Source organism: Luteimonas sp. BLCC-B24 (assembly GCF_028550595.1).
In the GTDB taxonomy this organism is placed as follows: domain Bacteria; phylum Pseudomonadota; class Gammaproteobacteria; order Xanthomonadales; family Xanthomonadaceae; genus Luteimonas.
This window is the reverse complement of sequence record NZ_JAQQGN010000001.1, coordinates 235,045-253,268: the sequence shown is the minus strand read 5'-3', so window position 1 is coordinate 253,268 and position 18,224 is coordinate 235,045. Positions and strand designations below refer to the sequence as shown.

Genomic DNA, 18,224 nt, shown 5'->3' with positions numbered 1-18,224 from the left:
TCTGTCAGAGGAATCGGCTGGCGGGCAGCCCCAGCCAGTCGAGTGCGGTGCCGTGGTAGAGCCGCGCTCGTTCGGCGTCGCCGAGCGGAATCTCTTCGATGCCCGCGCCCGGCACCTGTTCGCCGAGCGGAAACGGATAGTCGGTGCCGAGCATCACCCGGTCCACGCCGCAGGTCTCGATGAGGTACTGCAGGGCGCGGGGATCGGCCACCCAGGAATCGAAGTAGAGCTGCTTGAGATACCCGCGCGGATTGTGCGGATTGTCGGTCGCCACCAGATCGGGCCGCATGTTGAAGCCGTGCTCGATGCGGCCGATCGTGTACGGAAAGCTGCCGCCGCCGTGGGCCATGCAGATCTTGAGCTTCGGCAGTCGCTGCAGCACGCCGCCGAAGATCAGGCAGCAGGCCGCGCGTGACTGCTCGGCCGGCATGCCCACCAGCCACGGCAGCCAGTACTTGGGCATCGACTCGCTGCCCATCATGTCCCAGGGGTGCACGAGGATCGCTGCGCCGAGGTCCGCCGCCGCCTCGAAGAACGGGAACAGCTCCGGCGCGTCGAGATTCCAGTCGCCGACATGGCTGCCGATCTGCACGCCCTGCAGGCCCAGGTGGTCCACGCAGCGCTCCAGCTCCTGGATCGCGAGCCGCGGCGACTGCATCGGCACCGTGCCGATGCCGGCGTAGTGGCGCGGATGCGCGGCGACCGTCTGCGCCATGTGGTCGTTGAGCGACTGGTGCAGTTCCAGCGCATGCGCCGGCTTGGCCCAGTAACTGAACATCACCGGCACCGTGCTGATGACCTGCACCTGCACCCCGAACCGCGCGTAGTCGTCGATGCGCTCCCGGGCATCCCAGGTCTTGGACCAGATCTCGCGGAAGAAGCGGCCATCCTTGTAGATGCGGTGGCGGCCGTCGGCGGTGTGATGGATCACCGGAAAGCGCGCGTCGCCGTACTTGCCCGCCAGGTCCGGCCAGTCGCGCGGCAGGTAGTGGGCGTGGATGTCGATCTTCAGCATGACCGTCATCGTAGACGACCGGCCCGCGGCGATCACGCCGCGGGCGCACAGTGGGTTCAGCGGGCTTCGGCCCCGGCGGCGCGCTCGCGGCGCAGCGCTTCGATGGTCGGCGGATCGGGCCGGACGGGCTGGCCGGTCGACGCTGCCATCTTGGCGAGGTTGGTGCGCGCTTCGGCCAGGGACGGCGTGCCCATGCGGGCGCGCTCGGCATCGTCGACCGCGCCTTCGGCGACCGGATACAGGAACATGCCGGTGTCGCTGGCTTGGAACTGCGTGCCGTACCACTGCGGCTGCAGCTGCGCGGTCATCATCCGGTCCCAGGACGCGGCGATGAGCCAGCGATAGTTCACCCGGTCGGGATCCAGCGCCGATGCCAGCGTCGCCAATGCATGCGCGATGCGGTAATCCGCGAGCGTGCTGCCGTGCTGGAACACCATCGCCGCCCGGAAGTGGTCTTCCGCGCTGCGGACCGTGCCCTCGCGCATCAGCGCCAGCACGCGCGCGCGTCGCTCGGCGTCCTCGTTCGCGACCCGGTTCCAGTCGATGTTCGTGCGATCGCTGCGCGCCTGCTGGTCGGCGTCGTACAGCGCGGCCAGCTCGGCGTTGTCGGGCTGCTGGGCGTTCGCCGCCGCAGGGGCCGCCAAGGCGCAGGCCAGCACCAGCATCGGAATCCAGTGGCGCATGTGCGGTCTCCAGTCCATGGAAATCGGGGGTCAGGTGATGTCGGCCAGCGTGTCCGGATCAGGATCGTAGCGGGCAGGTCGTGGGTTCAGATGGCCGCAGGCGTCACAGGTGCGGTGTTCGGTGGAGCCGTAGAAGCGGTCGAACACCGGTGGGAAATCCTGCTCGATGTCCTGCAGATGGAAGTACTGCTCGAACAGCTTGTGGTTGCAGTGTTCGCAGAACCACAGCAGGCCGTCCTGCTCGTGCGCCAGGCGCTTGCGCTCGATCACCAGGCCGATTGAGCCGGCGCTGCGCTGCGGCGAATGCGGCACCTTCGGCGGCAACAGGAAGGTCTCGCCGGCGCGGATCGGGATGTCGCGCGGACGGCCGTCTTCCTGGATGCGCAGCACCATCTCGCCCTCGAGCTGGTAGAACCACTCGGGGCCCTCCTCGTAGTGGTAGTCGGTGCGCGCGTTCGGGCCGCCGACGATCATGACGATGAAATCACCGTCGTAGATGCACTTGTTGCCCACCGGCGGCTTGAGCAGATCGCGGTGTTCGTCGATCCAGGCGGTCAGGTTGAGGGGGGCGGGCAGCATGGGAACCTCCGGGGTCAGGCGGCGAATCGGCCGGCCAGCGCCGCGTACAGGGGGATGCCGACGGCGAGGTTGAACGGAAACGTGATGCCGAGCGCGGCCGTGATGCAACGTCCCACGTCGGCCTCCGGCAGGCCGGCGCGCACGGCGGCGGGCGCGGCGATGTACGACGCACTCGAGAGCATCGTGGCGAAGACCACGGTGCCGCCCAGCGACAGGCCCATCGCGTGCCCGATCGCGACGCCGGCCACGCCATGAAGGAGCGGGACCGCCAGGCAATAGGCGAGCAGCCGGAGCCAGTTGCGGCCGAGTTCGGAGAGCCGTTGCGCGGCGATCATGCCCATGTCGAGCATGAACAGCATCAGCACCCCCTGGAACAGCGCGAAATACATCGCGTCGACCGATTTGATACCGCCCGGCCCGGAGATCGCACCGATCGCCAGGCCGCCGAGCAGCAGCACCGCGGTCTTGCCGGTGAAGACTTCGCGCAGCGTGTGGCGTGAGGCGCCCGCACCGGCGTTGCCCGCGCCGCGCTGGCCCAGCGCCAGCCCGATCAGCAGCGCCGGGACCTCCAGCGCCACCAGCAGGGCCACCAGCACGCCTTCGGCCGGAGCGCCGGTGCGTTCGACGAACTGGCTGGCCGCGATGAAGGTCACCGCCGATACCGATCCGTAATGCGCGGCCATGGCACCGGCCTCGCGCGGGACGTCGCCCAGCATCCAGCGCGCCAGGGCGTAGGCGCTCAGCGCCGTCGCCGTACCGGCGGCGAGGGTGACGCCGAGCATCAGCGCCAGCTGCGCCGGATCCTGTCCGCGCAGCGCCACGCCGCCCTTCAGTCCGATCGCGAGCAGCAGGAAGATCGACAGATAGGTCTGGATCTGCGGAGGGATGGTCAGGTCGCTGCGGATCGCGCGGGCCAGGATGCCGAGTGCGAACGCCAGCACGACGGGCGAGGCGAGATTGGTGGTGAGCAGGTCCACGCGATCAGCGCCCGTCGAGCGAAGGCGGTGCCGCGACGCACTTGAGCTCGATCGCGATCGGTGTCGGCAGAGCATCGATACCGAGCGTCGTGCGGCAGGGCGCCGTGGCCGGGTCGGGAAAGTATTCGGCCCAGACCGCGTTGTAGCCGGCGAAATCCTCCGCCATGTCGGTGAGGTAGACGGTCACGTCGACCAGATCCTCCCAGCGCGCGCCGCTGGCCTCGAGCACGGCGCGCACGTTGGCGAAGACCGCATGGGTCTGCGCGGTGATGTCGTGGCCGACCAGGCGGCCGGCGTCATCGAACACGTTGCCGGGCACGGCGTCGGTGGCCGGCTCGCGCGGGCCGATGCCCGACAGGAACAGCAGGCCACCGGCCCGGCGCGCATGCGGATACCGGCCGACCGGGCGCGGCGCAGCGTCGGCCCACACCCCTTCAGCCATCGCGGCGTCCCTGGGCCGCCACGCGCGCGATGTCGGCCACTGCGCGCTCGTAGGCGGGTCCGATGTCCTCGTACTTCGCCACGTCCATGCCCAGCTCGCGGACCTGGCCGTCGCCGAGCGCGTAGACCCAGCCATGGACGGCGAGCGGCTGGCCGCGTGACCAGGCGTCGCGGACCACCGTGGTCTTGCAGATGTTGAGCGCCTGCTCGACGGCATTGAGTTCGCACAGCCGGGCATGACGCAGCGCCGTGTCCTCGATCGACGCCAGCAGCGGGGCGTGCTTGTAGGCGATGTCACCCACGTGGCGCAGCCAGTTGTCGACCAGGCCCACGCGCGCGCCGGTCATCGCGGCGTGCACGCCGCCGCAGCCGTAGTGGCCCACCAGCAGGATGTGTTCGACCTTGAGCACGTCGACGGCGAACTGGATCACCGACAGCGCGTTCAGATCGCCGTGCGAGAGCACGTTGGCGATGTTCCGGTGTACGAAGACTTCGCCCGGGTCCAGCCCGAGGATCTGGTTGGCCGGCACACGCGAGTCGGAGCAGCCCAGCCACAGGTACTTCGGCGTCTGCTGGTTCTCGAGCCGGTGGAAGAACTCCGGGTCGTCGCGGCGTACGCGCTCGGCCCAGTCACGGTTGCGTTGCAGCAGGGATTCGATGTCGGTCATGGCGTGATTATCCCAGAGACAGGCCGATGTTCTTCGGCTCGGTGAAGAAACGCATCGCCTCCAGGCCGCCCTCGCGGCCCAGGCCGGACTGCCCGGTGCCGCCGAACGGCGTGCGCAGGTCGCGCATCATCCAGGTGTTGATCCAGACCATGCCCACCCGCAGCCGGGCGCCGAGGCGGTGGGCGCGGGCGAGATCGCGTGTCCAGACCGAGGCCGCGAGGCCGTAGTCGCCGGCGTTGGCCAGGGCCAGCGCCTCGTCCTCGCCGTCGAAGGTCTGGAGGGTGACCACGGGGCCGAAGATCTCCTCGCGATTGGTGAGGCTCTCCGGTCCGAGGCCCTCGATCACGGTGGGCGCGACGAACCAGCCGGGGCGGTCGAGCGCATGGCCGCCGCACAGCACGCGGCCGCCTTCGTCGCGCGCCCGCTGCAGCGCGGCCAGAACGCGGTCGAAATGCGCCCGCGAGACCAGCGGCCCCATGCGCGCATCGGGGTCCATCGGGTCACCCACGCGCAGCGCCAGCGCCTCGGCCACGAAGCGCTCGCGGAACGCGTGCACGATCGAACGCTCGACCAGCAGCCGCGAGCCGCACAGGCAGATCTGCCCGCTGTTCTGGAATGCCGAGCGCAGCAGCGTGTCGATGTGCGCCTCCCAGTCGCTGTCGGCGAACACCAGCGTGGCGTTCTTGCCGCCGAGTTCCAGCGAGACCTTCTTCAGCAGGGCGCCGGCACGTGCGCCGAGGCGCCGGCCCACCGCGGTGCTGCCGGTGAACGACACCGCGCGCACGCGCGGATTATCGACCAGGGGCTCGCCCACCTCGGGCCCGGTGCCGTGCACGATGTTGAGCACGCCGGGCGGCAGGCCGATCTCGCCGGACAGCTCACCCAGCAGGGTGGCGCTGTGCGGCGTGATTTCCGACGGTTTCGCCACGACCGCGTTGCCCGCCGCCAGCGCCGGGGCGATCTTCCACGTCAGCAGGTACAGCGGCAGGTTCCACGGCGAAATCGTCGCCGCCACGCCGAGCGGCGATCGCAGGGTGTAATTCAGGCCGGCCTCGCCGTGGTGCGACTCGCTGGCGAACTGGGTGGCGGCGTGGGCGAAGAAGCGCAGGTTGGCGACCGCGCGCGGGAGCTCGATATCGCGCACCAGCGCGAACGGCTTGCCCGCGTCGCGGGATTCGGCGTGCGCGAAATCGTCGCGGCGATTCTCGAGCGCCATCGCCAGTCGCTCCAGCCAGCGCGCACGTTCGCTGTTGGGCAGCGCCGCCCAGCCCGGGGCGGCGCGGGTGGCCGCATCGACGGCCTCGGCGACATCCTCCGCCGTACCCGCGGCGACTTCGGCGAACGCGACGCCGGTGGCCGGATCGTCGACCGGACGCCAGCGATCCGCGTGCGGCGCACGTGTGGCGCCATCGATCCAATGGGTCAGCCGTTGCATGGCGCCAGCTTACTGGAGCCTCTCCCCGGCTCCGACACGCGGTGTCGACATCCGGCCAGTGCGCGCGGCGGGGCGCTCAGTGCTGGCAGCCGGCGCACCAGTACAGGCGCCGGCCGGCGAGGCGGCTTTCGGTGATCGTGCCGTCGCCGCGCGGGCAGGGCGCGCCGGCGCGCTCGAAGACCTGGAACCCGAACCGTGCCCGCGTCGTCGCGAGGTAGTCCTTGCCGGGCGGCAGGACCTCGTCGTGCTTGCTGCGGTAGGCACGCCGCGGGACATCGAGCAGCGCATTCGCGAGCCGACGCCGTTCGCCGGCCGTGAGGTCCTGCAGGATGCGGTGCGGCGACAGACGCGCCTGGAACAGCACCTCCGAACGCAGGTAATTGCCCATGCCGGCGGCGAAGCCCTGATCGAGCAGGAGGACCGCGAGCGTGCGCTTGTCGAACCGCGGGGTGCGCATGTGCGCCAGCAGGCTCTTGGCGTCGACCGCCGGATCGAGCACGTCCGGGCCCAGCCTGGCCAGATAGGGATGCCGGTCGAGCGCGTCGGTCTCCCACAAGGCGATCGACGGCGCCGCATACAGCGCCGCGACGCCGCGCACCGTCGCCAGCACCAGTCGCGGCGGCGCGCCGTCGGGCAGGGCGTCGCGATCATCGACGAAGCGCCAGAAACCGAACAGGTGGCTGTGCGTGTAGAGCGTCCAACCGCTCTCGACCGCCGTGAGCAGGGCCTTGCCGCGCGCCTCCACGGCCAGCACCCGTTTGCCTTCCAGTACCGCGCGCCGGCGCTGGAGTTTCGGGTCGATGAAGCGCACGACGCCCAGCGTCTCGTCGACCAGCAGCATCGACAGGCGATCGGCGAGTGCGTGGGTTTCCGGGCCTTCGGGCATGCCGCATCGAAGCAGCGGCGGTGTCGCGACGCCGTGACTAGATCGAAGCCATCCGGCCGCCGTCGACGGGCAGGCTGACACCGTTGATGTACGCAGCCGCCGGCGCACACAGAAACGCGATGGCCGCTGCGGTCTCGGCAGCGTCCGCAAAGCGGCCGGCCGGCACGGTGGCCTGCATCGCGGCGATCACCGCCTCGGCCGATTCGCCCGTGCGCGCCACGCGCTCGGACACGATCGCGTCGATGCGCCCGGTGCGGGTGTAGCCCGGAAGCACGTTGTTGACCGTGATGCCGTGCGACGCGAGTTCGCGCGACAGGGTCTTGGCCCAGCCCGCGACGGCGCCGCGCACGGTGTTGGACACGCCGAGATTGGCGATCGGCTCGCGCACCGAGGTGGAGACCACGTTGACGATGCGGCCCCACCGCGCCGCGCGCATCGCCGGGAGCACGGTCTGCACCAGCACCTGACCGCCGATCAGGTGCCGGCGGAACGCGGACTCGAACGCCTCCGGGGCCGCCGCGTGCGCGGCGCCGCCGGGCGGTCCGCCGGTGTTGTTGACGAGGATCTGCACCGGATGCGCGGCGACGTGCATCTCGACGGCGGCCCGCAGCGCACCGGGGTCATCCATGTCGACGACGAGCGCGTGGTGGGTCCGGCAGCGCTCGGCGGGCAGCGCATCGCGCACCTGCGCAAGTGCATCGGCCCGGCGCGCGAGCACGGTGACCTCGGCCCCGAGCAGGGCGAGTTCGTGCGCGGTCGCGCGGCCGATGCCGTCGGAACCGCCGCAGACCAGGGCGTGGCGGCCGGTGAGATCGAGGTCCATGGCTCAGGGCTCCCGTGGGTGGAGGGCGCTCGGCCCGTCGCGCATCAACGCGGCGATCGCGTGCGCGTCGTCGTCCGCGCGCGCCTCGAGGGCGTTCACGACGGCCGCGCGGTTCGCCTCGGGATGGTTCTGGCTGAGCTTGCAGGTCAGTTCGGCGGCATGCACGCGGAAGCGGAAGCCGACGATGCCGCGCAGCTGCGTGCGCTCGCGCGGATCCGCGTGATCGTAGCGCCAGTCGCCGCCGACCCCGGCCTCGAGGCGCTCGGCCGTGCGCGCGACGAGGTCGCCCAGCGCGGCCTCGTCGTCGAAACGCTCGAGGCGTCCGCGCAGATGGGCCACGACGTAGTTCCAGGTCGGCACGCGTGCGCGCTCGGCTTTGTCCGGATACCAGCTCGCCGATACGTAGGCGTGCGGGCCGTGCACGAGGATCAGCGCCTCGTCACCGTCGTGGGCCTGGGGATTGGCGCGCCCCCAATGGCCTTCGAGCAGCAGATCTCCGGCCTCGCGACGCGCGAGCACCGGCACATGGCTGGCATCCGGTGCGCCGTCGCGCACCGTGATCACGGTGACGAACGGGTGCGCGTCCAGCAGCGCGTCGAGGCGTGCCGGGTCCGGATCGACGAAGGCGCGGGGCGTCGCCATCGCACTCAGGCGCGCGCGCCGAGCGCCTGCACCATGCGTTCGCGCAGCCGCGCGTCGTCCTCGGCCCGGGGCGGCGCGATCTCGCCGAGCGAGAAGCCGCGCGCCCGCGCATCCTCCTCGTCGAGGCCGTCGAAGGCGACGAACTCCGCGTCCATCAGCATCGCGCGGGCGGTGTCCTCGCTGTCGTAGGGCAGGGTGTTGCCGTCGCTGTCGAAGACTTCGGCCGTGCCGGCGTCGAGCACGCGCAGGCGCGCCCAGATCACGGTGCGGCCGAGACTCGCCAGCCACCATTCATCGCGTGTCATGCAGGAGCTCCTCGTATCAGGGGGCGATCGACCACAGCCACAGCACGGCCGACGCCGCGAGCGCACCGAGGATCACCATCAGCGAAATGCGGGCCGGCGTCGCCAGCCCGGTGAACTGCCGGTCCGGGACTTCGTAATACCGGCCCGCGAGCAGCCACGCCAGGGCGGCCGGACTCATGAAGGCGTTCGCCCCCAGCCGCGCGCGCACCGGCGGATGCCGGTCGCGCAGGTGCACCAGCGACAACGGCCAGAAGATCACGAAGGCGGTGAACCCGCCGATCGCGACGCCGAAGAAGCACAGGGCGAGAAAGAGGGTCAATGGAGAGCCGTGATTGGGGATTGGTGATTGGTGATTCGAACAAGCAAGTCACACCTCCTGCGCCACTGTCCTCGCTGACATCGGGGATCCGCTCTTCCGAATCACGAATCCCGAATCACCAATGACGGCCCTTCAGTACTCCGCTTGCCCCGGCGCGCGCGGGTACGGGATCGCGTCGCGGATGTTGGACAGGCCGCAGACGTAGACGATCAGGCGTTCGAAGCCGAGACCGAAGCCGGCATGCGGCACGGTGCCGTACCTGCGGAAGTCGCGGTACCAGCCGTAGTGCTCGCGGTCGAGCCCGAACTGGTCCATGCGCGCGTCGAGCACGTCGAGACGTTCCTCGCGCTGCGCGCCGCCGATGATCTCGCCGATGCCCGGGGCCAGCACGTCCATCGCCGCGACGGTCCGGCCGTCGTCGTTGAGGCGCATGTAGAACGCCTTGATGTGCTCGGGATAGTTGGTCACCACGACCGGGCGGCCGACGTGCTGCTCGGTCAGCCAGCGCTCGTGCTCGGTCTGCAGGTCCAGGCCCCACTCGACCGGGAACTCGAACCTGTGGCCGGACTTCTGCAGCAGCGACACCGCCTCGGTGTATTCGATGCGCTCGAACGGTGCGTTGATGAAGCCTTCCAGGCGCGTGATCGCGTCCTTCTGCACGCGCTCGGCAATGAACGCCATGTCGTCGGCGCGCTCGTCGAGCACGGCGCGGAACAGGTACTTGAGGAATTCCTCCGAGATGCGCGCGTTCTCGGCCAGATCGGCGAACGCGATCTCCGGCTCGATCATCCAGAACTCGGCCAGATGGCGCGTGGTGTGGCTGTTCTCGGCGCGGAAGGTCGGACCGAAGGTGTAGACCTTGCTCATGGCCAGGCAGAACGCCTCGACGTTGAGCTGGCCGGACACGGTGAGGAACGCTTCCTTGCCGAAGAAATCGCGGGAGAAATCGACCTTGCCCTCGCGCATCGGCAGATTCGCCAGGTCCAGCGTCGAGATGCGGAACATCTGGCCCGCGCCCTCGGCGTCGGACGTGGTCACGATCGGCGTGTTGATCCAGTAATAGCCGTTCTCGTGGAAATAACGGTGCGCGGCCTGCGCCAGGCAGTGGCGGATGCGCGTGACCGCGCCGAACAGGTTGGTGCGCGGACGCAGGTGCGCGACCTCGCGCAGGAACTCCAGCGAGTGCGCCTTGGGCTGGATCGGATAGGTCTCCGGGTCCTCGACCCAGCCCACGACCTCGAGCGACGCGGCCTGGATCTCGAAGCTCTGGCCCTGGCCCTGCGACTTCACCAGGGTGCCGGTGGCGATCACCGAGCAGCCCGCGGTCAGCCGCTTCACTTCGGATTCGTAGTTGGCCAGTGCATCGGGCACCACCACCTGGATCGGCGCGAAGCACGACCCGTCGCTGACGTTGACGAAGCTCAGGCCGGCCTTGGAATCGCGCCGGGTGCGGACCCAGCCACGCACGGTGACGTCACCGCCTTCGGGAATGTGGCCGGCAAGGGCCTGCTGGACGCTGGTCGTGGTCATGCCTTGAATCCCGGAAATCCGGACCGATGATGGGCCGCACAGTCTAACCGCGCCGCCGCGCGCTGGAAGGGCGGACCCCGCGCTCAGCTGGCGCTGTCGAACCCAGGAGTACACTGCATCCCATGGCCATCGCACTTGCTCCCGCTGCCCTCGAACGCGCCCGCCGGTTCCTCGCCTCCAGCCCGGAGGCACTGGGCCTGCGCTTCGGCGTCACCCGGACCGGATGCTCGGGCTGGGGCTACGTGGTGGATCTGGCACATGACGAGCAGCCGGGCGACGTGGTGAGCGAGCAGGACGGCGTGCGCATCTACGTCGATGCGCAGAGCCTGCCGATGGTCGACGGCACCGAGATCGACTTCGCGCAAAAGGGACTGAACCAGGAGTTCGTGTTCCGCAATCCGAATGCGGCGGCCGAGTGCGGCTGCGGCGAGAGCTTCACCACGGACGCCGCCAAGGCGCTCTGATTCACCGGATGCGCCGTGACCGGCGCGCACCGCGGCCGGATCAGCGGCCGCGTCGGAACTCGCTGCGCAGCACGAAGCCTGCGGCCAGCAGCGCGAGCACTGCCATGCCGAACCAGGTCAGCGCATAGCTGAGATGGTTGTCCGGGAAGCGGATCACGGTCAGACCCGGCACCGGCCAGTTGCCGGTGTCGATCCGGTCCTGGGCGTCGACGAAGAACGGCGCAACCGGTTGCGGCACGCTGCGCGCGGCCGACATCTCGGCGGGAACCCGCAGATACCAGCGGTCTTCGTCCGGCACGTTGTCGCGCAGGAACAGGTGCGCGCGATCCGGCTGCCGCAACAGGCCGGTCACCGAGATGACGTCGTCTTCCGAGACCCGCGCGCGCGTATCCGCACGGCGGTGCGCGTTATCGACGTAGCCGCGGTTGATCCACACGGTGCCGTCGCCGGTGACCAGCGGGGTCATGATCCAATAGCCCGGACCGAGTTCGGTCGAGGCATAGACCGCCACTTCCTGGCTGTGCAGGAAACGCCCGCGCAGCTGCACGCGGCGGTACTCGTCCTCCGCCGCATCGAAGCCGTTCCAGGCCGACGCGGCGGGCGGAGCCACCGGGTCGGCGTGCACGCGTGCATCGACGCGTGCGATCAGATCGCGCTTCCAGCCCAGGCGGTCCACCTGCCATACGCCGAGGGCGACGAAGCCCGCGGCCGAGACCAAGAAGAAGGCCAGCAGCGCCCAGCGGAACAGCGGGCGCCGCGGGCGGGCGGGGGCGTGGTTCTCCACCACGGCAGGCCGCGCGTCAGGGGGCGACGCGCATCTGCTCCGGCGACATCGGCATCATGTTGGTGTTGAGGTGATGCATGACCCACAACGAGCCGGCGAGCGCGATGACGATGATGATCCCGGTGAACAGCAGCGACGAGAGGATCCAGCCGCCTTCGGATTTCCGGTTCATGTGCAGGAAGTAGACCATGTGGACCACGATCTGCACGGCGCCGAAGAGCATGATCAGTGCGACCGTCCAGGTGCGGCTCTCCAGCACCTCGCCCATGACCAGCCAGAACGGAATCACGGTGAGGATCACCGACAGCACGAAGCCGGTCACGTAATCGCGCAGGCTGCCGTGGCTGTGGCCGTCGTGCGCCGGCTCGTGGGCATGGTCGTTGGCGCGCGCGGCGGCGGTTTGGTTGGTGGTGGTGTGGCTCATCCCACGACTCCCATCAGATAGACATACGAGAACACGCCGATCCAGATCACATCCAGGAAGTGCCAGAACATCGACAGGCACATCAGGCGGCGGCGGTTGGCTTCGATGAGGCCGTGCTTCCTGAGCTGCACGACCAGCGTCACCAGCCAGATCAGGCCGAAGGTCACGTGCAGGCCGTGGGTGCCGACCAGGGTGAAGAACGACGACAGGAACGCGCTGCGCTGCGGCGTCGCCTCCAGATGCACGAGGTGCTGGAACTCGTAGATCTCGATGCCCAGGAACGCCAGGCCGAACAGGCCGGTCACCAGCAACCAGCCGATCGTCCGGTTGATGTTGTTCTTGTACGAGTTGAGCATCGCGAAGCCGTAGGTGATCGACGAGAACAGCAGCATGAACGTCGCGATCAGGATCAGCTTCAGGTCGAACAGGTCGGCCGGCGAGGGGCCGGCCGCGTAGTTGCGGCCGAGCACGGCGTGGACAGCGAACAGGATCGCGAAGATCAGGCAGTCGCTCATCAGGTAGATCCAGAACCCGAGATTGGTTCCGGTTTCAGGATGATGCGCATGCCCGTCGTCGTGCGCGTGCGGGTCGTCGATGACGTGATACACGCGCTCGGCGGAGTCGGTGGTGGAAATCGTCTGTGCCATGTTCAGAGTGCCTGCTGCGCCAGCTGACGCGTGCGTTCGTCCTCGGTCGCGATCACGTCCTCGGCCGGGATGTAGTAGTCGCGGTCGTAGTTGAAGGTGTGCCAGATCGTCGCGACGATCAGCGCCACCAGCGACGCGCCCGCCATCCACCAGATGTGCCAGACCAGCGCGAAGCCGAGGGCCACGCTGATCGCCGACAGCACCACACCGGCGCCGGTGTTCTTGGGCATGTGGATCGGCACGAAGCCGCTGGTCGGGCGCTGGTAGCCGTGCCGCTTCATGTCCGACCACGCGTCGATCTCATGGACCACCGGGGTGAACGCGAAGTTGTAGGCCGGCGGCGGCGACGAGGTGGCCCATTCCAGGGTGCGGCCGTTCCACGGATCGCCGGTGACGTCGCGCAGCTTCTTGCGGTTGCGCACGGCCACCACGATCGACAGCAGGAACGCCGCGATGCCCATCGCGATCAGCGCCACGCCCACGGCCGGGACGATGAACAGCACCGACAGCGAGGTGTCCTCGAACTGGCTCAGGCGGCGGGTGACGCCCATCAGACCGAGGATGTAGAGCGGGGTGAACGCGATCCAGAAGCCGATCAGCCAGCACCAGAACGACACCTTGCCCCAGAACTCGTCGAGCTTGAAGCCGAAGGCCTTGGGGAACCAGTAGACCATGCCGGCGAACAGGCCGAAGACCACGCCGCCGATGATCACGTTGTGGAAGTGCGCGACCAGGAACAGGCTGTTGTGCAGCACGAAGTCCGCCGGCGGCACCGCGAGCAGCACGCCGGTCATGCCACCGATGACGAAGGTGAACATGAACCCGACCGTCCACAGCATCGGCACATCGAAGCGGATGCGTCCCTTGTACATGGTGAACAGCCAGTTGAAGATCTTCGCGCCCGTCGGGATCGAGATGATCATCGTCGTGATGCCGAAGAACGCGTTGACGCTGGCGCCCGAGCCCATCGTGAAGAAGTGGTGCAGCCAAACCAGGTACGAGAGGATCGTGATCACCGCGGTGGCGTAGACCATCGACGTGTAGCCGAACAGCCGCTTGCCGCAGTACGTCGCCACGACCTCGGAGAAGATGCCGAATGCGGGCAGGATCAGGATGTAGACCTCCGGGTGGCCCCAGATCCAGATCAGGTTCACGTACATCATCGGGCTGCCGCCGAGATCGTTCGTGAAGAAATTCGTGCCCACGTAGCGGTCCATCGTCAGCAGCGCGAGCGTTGCCGTGAGGATGGGGAACGAGGCGACGATCAGGATGTTGGTGCAGAGCGAGGTCCAGGTGAAGATCGGCATGCGCATCAGCTTCATGCCCGGCGCACGCATCTTGACGATGGTGACGATCAGGTTGATGCCCGACAGCGTGGTGCCGACGCCCGCGACCTGCAGGCCCCACAGGTAGTAGTCCATGCCGGTGCCTGGACTGTAGTCGGCGCCCGACAACGGGGGATACGCCAGCCAGCCGGTACGCGCGAACTCGCCGACGAACAGCGAGATCATGATCAGCGTCGCGCCCGCGGCGGTCATCCAGAAGCTGAAGTTGTTGAGGAACGGGAACGAGACGTCACGCGCGCCGATCTGCAGCGGCACGATGTAGTTCATCAGCCCCGTCACCAGCGGCATGGCCACGAAGAAGATCATGATCACGCCGTGGGCGGTGAAGATCTGATCGTAGTGGTGCGGCGGCAGGAAGCCCTCGCTGCCGCTGGCGGCCATGGCCTGGTGCGCGCGCATCATCACCGCGTCGGCGAAGCCGCGCAGCAGCATCACCAGACCGAGGATGCAGTACATGATCCCGATCTTCTTGTGGTCGATGCTGGTGAACCATTCCTTCCAGAGGTAGCCCCACAGGCGGTACTTGGTGATCAGCAGCAGCATCGCGATGCCGCCGAGCACCGTGCCGATGAAGGTCACGAGGATGATCGGGTCGTGGAGGATGGCCAGCGCGTCGAGCGAGAGTCGCCCGAATACCGGTGAGTGGATCTGGTCCTGGGGTGCGGACATGGGGTTCCTGCCTGGTACTTGTGTCGTGAAGTGCGGAAGGGCGGGTCAGCGCCGTTCCGCCTCGGCGTCGGCGTCGGCCTTGCCCGGCGCGCCCTGGGAGCCGGACGTCTGGGACGGGCGCATCGGCTCGGTGCCTTCGTCGATGTCGAGCTCTTCGGTCGGCTGCGGGATCGTGTCCTCCGGCGAGACCGGACGCGGCTCGAAGCCCTGCGGCTCGGTGTCGCGCGCGTCACGGCCCGTCTCGGGGAACGTCGCGCCCGGCGCTTCGGACGGCTGGTTCGCACGGCGGTTGTCGTAGCGCAGGCGCGCATAGTTCTCGGTGCTGTCGACGCCACCGCCGCCGAGGCTGTCGATATGCGCCATCTCGTGCACGCACATCGTGCCCGGGGCGACGCACATGTTGAGGATGGCCTCGTACAGCGCCGGATCGACGTCCGAGAAGTAGCGGGCCGGCTCGCGCTCGGAGGGCTTCTCGAGTTCGAGGTACTCGTCGCGGCCGAAGGCCACGCCCTCGGCGCGGACCTTCTCCACCCAGGCGTCGAACCCGTCCTGGCTCATGCCGTGGAAGTCGAAGCGCATGTGCGAGAAGCCGTCGCCGCTGTAGTTGCCGGAAAAGCCCTTGTAGACGCCTTCCTGGTTGATGACCGCGTGCAGCTTGGTCTCCATGCCCGTCATGGCGTAGATCTGGCCGGCCAGCGCGGGAATGAAGAACGAGTTCATCATCGACGAGGACGTGATCTTGAACTGGATCGGCACGTTGACCGGGGCGGCGAGCTCGTTGACCGTCGCGATGCCCTGCTCGGGGTAGAGGAACAGCCACTTCCAGTCCAGCGCGACCACCTCGACCACCAGCGGCTCGACGCCTTCCGGAATCGGGGTGTTGGCATCGATACGGTCCAGCGGCCGGTACGGATCCAGCTTGTGGGTCGCGATCCAGGTCACCGTACCGAGCACCAGGATGATCGCCAGCGGCGCCGACCAGATGATCAGCTCCAGACGCGTGGAGTGATGCCAGTCGGGCGCGTACTCGGCCTCGGTGTTCGACGCGCGGTACTTCCAGGCGAAGAAGAACGTCAGGAAGATCACCGGGACGATGATCAGCAGCATCAGGACCGTGGACAGCACGATCAGGTCGCGCTGCTGGATCGCAATGTCGCCGGCGGGGCGCATGACGGTCCATTCGCATCCCGACAGCAGGACGGCGGCCGACAGCAGCGCGAGGGCTCGTAGTGTGGATTTCATTGGGTGATCGACGACAAGGGGGAAGGGCAGACGAGTTGACGACGGCGCCACGGCGCCGGAGCTAGTGTGGAGGGAACCGGATCGACCGTGCGGCTGTGCGTCTTGCTCGGCGGGGTCGTTTCGGGTTCACAATGCAACGCGGGGCCTATTATCCCCCATAAACCGACCGGAGAGAGAGCGCGCGTATGAGCCGAGCCGAAGAGCAAGCCACCACCGGGCTGGATGACGCGCCCGAGACCCGCGACGAGATCGAGGTCTCCCCGGGCAAGATCGCGTTCCCCGTGGTCATGGGCCGGACGTCGGAATTCTTCGACTTCTTCGTCTACGGCATCGCCTCGGTGCTGGTGTTCCCGTACCTGTTCTTCGCCGACAGCGACCCCGTCCAGGCGACCCTCAAGTCGTTCGCGATCTTCTCGCTCGCCTTCATCGCCCGTCCGATCGGCTCGCTGGTCTTCATGGCGATCGACCGCAACTTCGGCCGCGCGACCAAGCTCACCGCCGCCCTGTTCCTGCTGTGCGGCTCGACGATGGCGATCGCCTTCCTGCCCAGCTACGCCCAGGCCGGCATGCTGGCGCCGGTGCTGCTGGCGGTCTTCCGCTTCGGCCAGGGCCTGGGCTGGGGCGGCGCCTGGGACGGCCTGCCGTCGCTGTTGTCGCTCAGCGCGCCGCAGGAGCGTCGCGGCTGGTACGCCATGGTGCCGCAGCTCGGCGCCGCGATCGGCTTCGCACTGGCGTGCGGTTTCTTCTTCGTCTTCGTGCGGGCGCTGAGCCCGGAGGACTTCATGGCCTGGGGCTGGCGCTTCCCGTTCTTCGTCGCGCTCGCCTTGAACGTGGTCGCGCTGTTCGCACGCCTGCGCCTGGTGATCACGCCCGAGTTCGTGCAGCTGTTCAAGGAGCGCGAGCTCCAGCCGCGCCGCGTGTTCGAGACGATCCGCACGCATCCCCGCCAGGTGTTCCTCGGTGCGCTGATCCCGCTGGCGACCTACGCCATGTTCCACCTGGTCACGATCTTCCCGCTGAGCTGGGCGACGCTGTTCACCGACCACAACGCCGCGGACTTCCTCGGCAGCCTGTTCCTGGGCGCGATCGTCGGCGGTCTGGGCATCATGGCATCGGGCCTGCTGGCCGACCGGCTCGGGCGTCGCGGCCAGCTGGCCATCGCGGCCGTGCTGATCGCGCTCTTCAGCTTCGCCGCCGCGCCGCTGCTCGGGTCCGACACGACGGCCGGTCGCACGACCTACGTCGTCGTCGGCTTCGCGCTGCTCGGCTTGTCGCTGGGGCAGGCCAGCAACGCGATCGCCTCGCGCTTCGAGAGCATCTACCGCTACACCGGCGCGGCGGTCACCTCGGACATCGCCTGGCTGCTGGGCGCGGGCTTCGCCCCGCTGGTGGCCCTGTGGCTGTGCAGCGAATTCGGCCTGGCCTACGTCGGCTATTACCTGCTGTCCGGCGCGGTCGTGACGCTCGCGGCGCTCGGCTTCAGCCGCACGCTGGAAACCGTCCGCTGAGCGGACGCCACGCCGCGCCGTCCCGGTGGGGCGTGCGTGGCGTGGCAGGATGAAAGCGGCGGTCGGCACGTCGGGTCTTCGTTGCGCCGCGCTCGGGCGGCGGATGGACGGGGCAGGGCGGTGAGCGCCGGGAGGCCGGTCGGCGCGGAGGGGCGCCCTGCGCAGCAGGTGTCCCGGCCCGGCGCCGATTTCATCACGGCGTGGCGCGGGCCGCGCTGTGACCGAATGTCGCACCCGTCCGCCGCACTTGCCGCGGCGCGGGCGTTCTGTGAGAATGCCCGGCTCCCTGCGCCCAGGCGCCGAGGGAGCCCCTTGCCCCACCACGCGATCGCGACGGGGGGCTATCCGGACCGTCGCCGGCAGGCGCGGTCGATATCCGAAAGGAAACCACAATGCGTCATTACGAAGTTGTGTTCCTGGTCCACCCGGACCAGAGCGAGCAGGTCCCGGCGATGATCGAGCGCTACAAGTCGATGATCGAGGGCGCCGAGGGCACCATCCATCGTCTCGAGGACTGGGGTCGCCGCCAGCTGGCCTACCCGATCAACAACCTGGTCAAGGCTCACTACGTGCTGTTCAACATCGAAGTCGGCCAGGCCGGCCTCGACGAGCTCGTCGAAGCGTTCCGCTTCAACGACGCGGTGCTGCGTCACCTGGTGGTCCGCCGCGACGAGGCCGACACCGAGCAGTCGCTGATCATGAAGAACAAGGACGACAAGGGCGACAAGCCCGAGCGTAGCGACCGTCGTCGCCGCGACGACGAAGGCGAGAGCACCGGCGGTGACGCCGAGGGCGCCGCCGACAAGTCCGATTCCGCCGAAGCCGCCTGAGGATCAC

21 protein-coding genes are annotated in these 18,224 nt (G+C 68.6%); 3 read left to right on the top strand and 18 right to left on the bottom strand.

The genetic code is table 11. The annotated features are described in order from the left end of the window. Window positions 1-4: 4 nt before the first annotated feature. The 13 genes from PQS31_RS01200 to asnS form a co-directional block, all read right to left on the bottom strand. Window positions 5-1,015, bottom strand: coding sequence for an amidohydrolase family protein (locus tag PQS31_RS01200; protein WP_272760855.1), 1,011 nt, complete (start codon window positions 1,013-1,015; stop codon window positions 5-7). 56 nt (window positions 1,016-1,071) lie between these two features. Then, window positions 1,072-1,698, bottom strand: a complete 627-nt coding sequence (locus tag PQS31_RS01195) for a hypothetical protein (protein WP_272760854.1) — start codon at window positions 1,696-1,698, stop codon at window positions 1,072-1,074. A 30-nt stretch (window positions 1,699-1,728) separates the two neighbouring features. Beyond that, a complete protein-coding gene (locus PQS31_RS01190) occupies window positions 1,729-2,277 on the bottom strand; it encodes a 3-hydroxyanthranilate 3,4-dioxygenase (RefSeq protein WP_272760853.1) in 549 nt (182 codons plus the stop codon). A 14-nt stretch (window positions 2,278-2,291) separates the two neighbouring features. Further along, window positions 2,292-3,254, bottom strand: coding sequence for a sodium-dependent bicarbonate transport family permease (locus PQS31_RS01185; RefSeq protein ID WP_272760852.1), 963 nt, complete (start codon window positions 3,252-3,254; stop codon window positions 2,292-2,294). Window positions 3,255-3,258: 4 nt separating this feature from the next. Next, on the bottom strand, window positions 3,259-3,696 hold the full coding sequence (locus PQS31_RS01180) for a RidA family protein (protein WP_272760851.1): 438 nt from the start codon (window positions 3,694-3,696) through the stop codon (window positions 3,259-3,261). Further along, window positions 3,689-4,363: a carbonate dehydratase gene (can, locus tag PQS31_RS01175; RefSeq protein ID WP_272760850.1), complete on the bottom strand. Its 675-nt coding sequence runs from the start codon at window positions 4,361-4,363 to the stop codon at window positions 3,689-3,691. Before can ends, PQS31_RS01180 begins: the two co-directional genes overlap by 8 nt. A gap of 7 nt (window positions 4,364-4,370) precedes the next feature. Next, complete coding sequence (locus tag PQS31_RS01170) at window positions 4,371-5,798, bottom strand: aldehyde dehydrogenase (protein ID WP_272760849.1); 1,428 nt, start codon at window positions 5,796-5,798, stop codon at window positions 4,371-4,373. Window positions 5,799-5,874: 76 nt separating this feature from the next. Continuing rightward, entirely contained in the window at window positions 5,875-6,684 is an 810-nt protein-coding gene (locus tag PQS31_RS01165) for a DNA-formamidopyrimidine glycosylase family protein (RefSeq protein ID WP_272760848.1), read from the bottom strand. A 37-nt stretch (window positions 6,685-6,721) separates the two neighbouring features. Further along, entirely contained in the window at window positions 6,722-7,507 is a 786-nt protein-coding gene (locus PQS31_RS01160; protein ID WP_272760847.1) for an SDR family NAD(P)-dependent oxidoreductase, read from the bottom strand. Between the two features lie 3 nt (window positions 7,508-7,510). Continuing rightward, entirely contained in the window at window positions 7,511-8,149 is a 639-nt protein-coding gene (locus PQS31_RS01155) for an FMN-binding negative transcriptional regulator (RefSeq protein WP_272760846.1), read from the bottom strand. A 5-nt stretch (window positions 8,150-8,154) separates the two neighbouring features. Continuing rightward, the gene (locus PQS31_RS01150; protein ID WP_272760845.1) at window positions 8,155-8,454 is read right to left on the bottom strand and encodes a hypothetical protein; all 300 of its coding nucleotides are present in this window, start codon (window positions 8,452-8,454) and stop codon (window positions 8,155-8,157) included. Window positions 8,455-8,470: 16 nt separating this feature from the next. Continuing rightward, window positions 8,471-8,773 carry a hypothetical protein gene (locus PQS31_RS01145; RefSeq protein ID WP_272760844.1) on the bottom strand — a complete coding sequence of 101 codons (303 nt, stop codon included), beginning with the start codon at window positions 8,771-8,773 and terminating at the stop codon, window positions 8,471-8,473. 132 nt (window positions 8,774-8,905) lie between these two features. Further along, entirely contained in the window at window positions 8,906-10,303 is a 1,398-nt protein-coding gene (asnS, locus tag PQS31_RS01140) for an asparagine--tRNA ligase (protein WP_272760843.1), read from the bottom strand. A 122-nt stretch (window positions 10,304-10,425) separates the two neighbouring features. Between asnS and PQS31_RS01135 the strand changes: the two genes are divergently transcribed. Then, the gene (locus PQS31_RS01135; RefSeq protein WP_272760842.1) at window positions 10,426-10,767 is read left to right on the top strand and encodes an iron-sulfur cluster assembly accessory protein; all 342 of its coding nucleotides are present in this window, start codon (window positions 10,426-10,428) and stop codon (window positions 10,765-10,767) included. 40 nt (window positions 10,768-10,807) lie between these two features. Here PQS31_RS01135 and PQS31_RS01130 read toward each other — a convergent pair whose 3' ends face one another. From PQS31_RS01130 to cyoA, 5 genes are read right to left on the bottom strand one after another with little or no spacing between them, the layout of a single operon-like run. Beyond that, window positions 10,808-11,551 (bottom strand): SURF1 family protein, encoded by a 744-nt coding sequence (locus tag PQS31_RS01130; RefSeq protein WP_272760841.1) that lies wholly within the window; start codon window positions 11,549-11,551, stop codon window positions 10,808-10,810. A 16-nt stretch (window positions 11,552-11,567) separates the two neighbouring features. After that, complete coding sequence (cyoD, locus tag PQS31_RS01125) at window positions 11,568-11,975, bottom strand: cytochrome o ubiquinol oxidase subunit IV (protein WP_272760840.1); 408 nt, start codon at window positions 11,973-11,975, stop codon at window positions 11,568-11,570. Next, the gene (gene cyoC, locus PQS31_RS01120) at window positions 11,972-12,622 is read right to left on the bottom strand and encodes a cytochrome o ubiquinol oxidase subunit III (protein WP_272760839.1); all 651 of its coding nucleotides are present in this window, start codon (window positions 12,620-12,622) and stop codon (window positions 11,972-11,974) included. The genes cyoD and cyoC overlap by 4 nt, the downstream gene beginning before the upstream one ends. Before the next feature lie 2 nt (window positions 12,623-12,624). Then, a complete protein-coding gene (cyoB, locus tag PQS31_RS01115; RefSeq protein WP_272760838.1) occupies window positions 12,625-14,637 on the bottom strand; it encodes a cytochrome o ubiquinol oxidase subunit I in 2,013 nt (670 codons plus the stop codon). 45 nt (window positions 14,638-14,682) lie between these two features. Next, entirely contained in the window at window positions 14,683-15,879 is a 1,197-nt protein-coding gene (gene cyoA, locus PQS31_RS01110) for a ubiquinol oxidase subunit II (protein WP_272760837.1), read from the bottom strand. Between the two features lie 185 nt (window positions 15,880-16,064). Between cyoA and PQS31_RS01105 the strand changes: the two genes are divergently transcribed. Both PQS31_RS01105 and rpsF read left to right on the top strand, forming a co-directional pair. Continuing rightward, a complete protein-coding gene (locus PQS31_RS01105; RefSeq protein WP_272760836.1) occupies window positions 16,065-17,387 on the top strand; it encodes an MFS transporter in 1,323 nt (440 codons plus the stop codon). A 392-nt stretch (window positions 17,388-17,779) separates the two neighbouring features. Beyond that, complete coding sequence (gene rpsF, locus PQS31_RS01100) at window positions 17,780-18,217, top strand: 30S ribosomal protein S6 (RefSeq protein WP_272760835.1); 438 nt, start codon at window positions 17,780-17,782, stop codon at window positions 18,215-18,217. Window positions 18,218-18,224: the final 7 nt, after the last annotated feature.

Excerpts from the sequence above, each read along its gene's own strand:
- PQS31_RS01200 (WP_272760855.1), bottom strand. The coding sequence starts at position 1,015 with ATGCTGAAGATCGACATCCACGCCCACTACCTGCCGCGCGACTGGCCG.
- PQS31_RS01195 (WP_272760854.1), bottom strand. The coding sequence starts at position 1,698 with ATGCGCCACTGGATTCCGATGCTGGTGCTGGCCTGCGCCTTGGCGGCC.
- PQS31_RS01190 (WP_272760853.1), bottom strand. The coding sequence starts at position 2,277 with ATGCTGCCCGCCCCCCTCAACCTGACCGCCTGGATCGACGAACACCGC.
- PQS31_RS01180 (WP_272760851.1), bottom strand. The coding sequence starts at position 3,696 with ATGGCTGAAGGGGTGTGGGCCGACGCTGCGCCGCGCCCGGTCGGCCGG.
- can (WP_272760850.1), bottom strand. The coding sequence starts at position 4,363 with ATGACCGACATCGAATCCCTGCTGCAACGCAACCGTGACTGGGCCGAG.
- PQS31_RS01170 (WP_272760849.1), bottom strand. The coding sequence starts at position 5,798 with ATGCAACGGCTGACCCATTGGATCGATGGCGCCACACGTGCGCCGCAC.
- PQS31_RS01165 (WP_272760848.1), bottom strand. The coding sequence starts at position 6,684 with ATGCCCGAAGGCCCGGAAACCCACGCACTCGCCGATCGCCTGTCGATG.
- PQS31_RS01160 (WP_272760847.1), bottom strand. The coding sequence starts at position 7,507 with ATGGACCTCGATCTCACCGGCCGCCACGCCCTGGTCTGCGGCGGTTCC.
- PQS31_RS01155 (WP_272760846.1), bottom strand. The coding sequence starts at position 8,149 with ATGGCGACGCCCCGCGCCTTCGTCGATCCGGACCCGGCACGCCTCGAC.
- PQS31_RS01150 (WP_272760845.1), bottom strand. The coding sequence starts at position 8,454 with ATGACACGCGATGAATGGTGGCTGGCGAGTCTCGGCCGCACCGTGATC.
- asnS (WP_272760843.1), bottom strand. The coding sequence starts at position 10,303 with ATGACCACGACCAGCGTCCAGCAGGCCCTTGCCGGCCACATTCCCGAA.
- PQS31_RS01135 (WP_272760842.1), top strand. The coding sequence starts at position 10,426 with ATGGCCATCGCACTTGCTCCCGCTGCCCTCGAACGCGCCCGCCGGTTC.
- cyoD (WP_272760840.1), bottom strand. The coding sequence starts at position 11,975 with ATGAGCCACACCACCACCAACCAAACCGCCGCCGCGCGCGCCAACGAC.
- cyoC (WP_272760839.1), bottom strand. The coding sequence starts at position 12,622 with ATGGCACAGACGATTTCCACCACCGACTCCGCCGAGCGCGTGTATCAC.
- cyoB (WP_272760838.1), bottom strand. The coding sequence starts at position 14,637 with ATGTCCGCACCCCAGGACCAGATCCACTCACCGGTATTCGGGCGACTC.
- cyoA (WP_272760837.1), bottom strand. The coding sequence starts at position 15,879 with ATGAAATCCACACTACGAGCCCTCGCGCTGCTGTCGGCCGCCGTCCTG.
- PQS31_RS01105 (WP_272760836.1), top strand. The coding sequence starts at position 16,065 with ATGAGCCGAGCCGAAGAGCAAGCCACCACCGGGCTGGATGACGCGCCC.
- rpsF (WP_272760835.1), top strand. The coding sequence starts at position 17,780 with ATGCGTCATTACGAAGTTGTGTTCCTGGTCCACCCGGACCAGAGCGAG.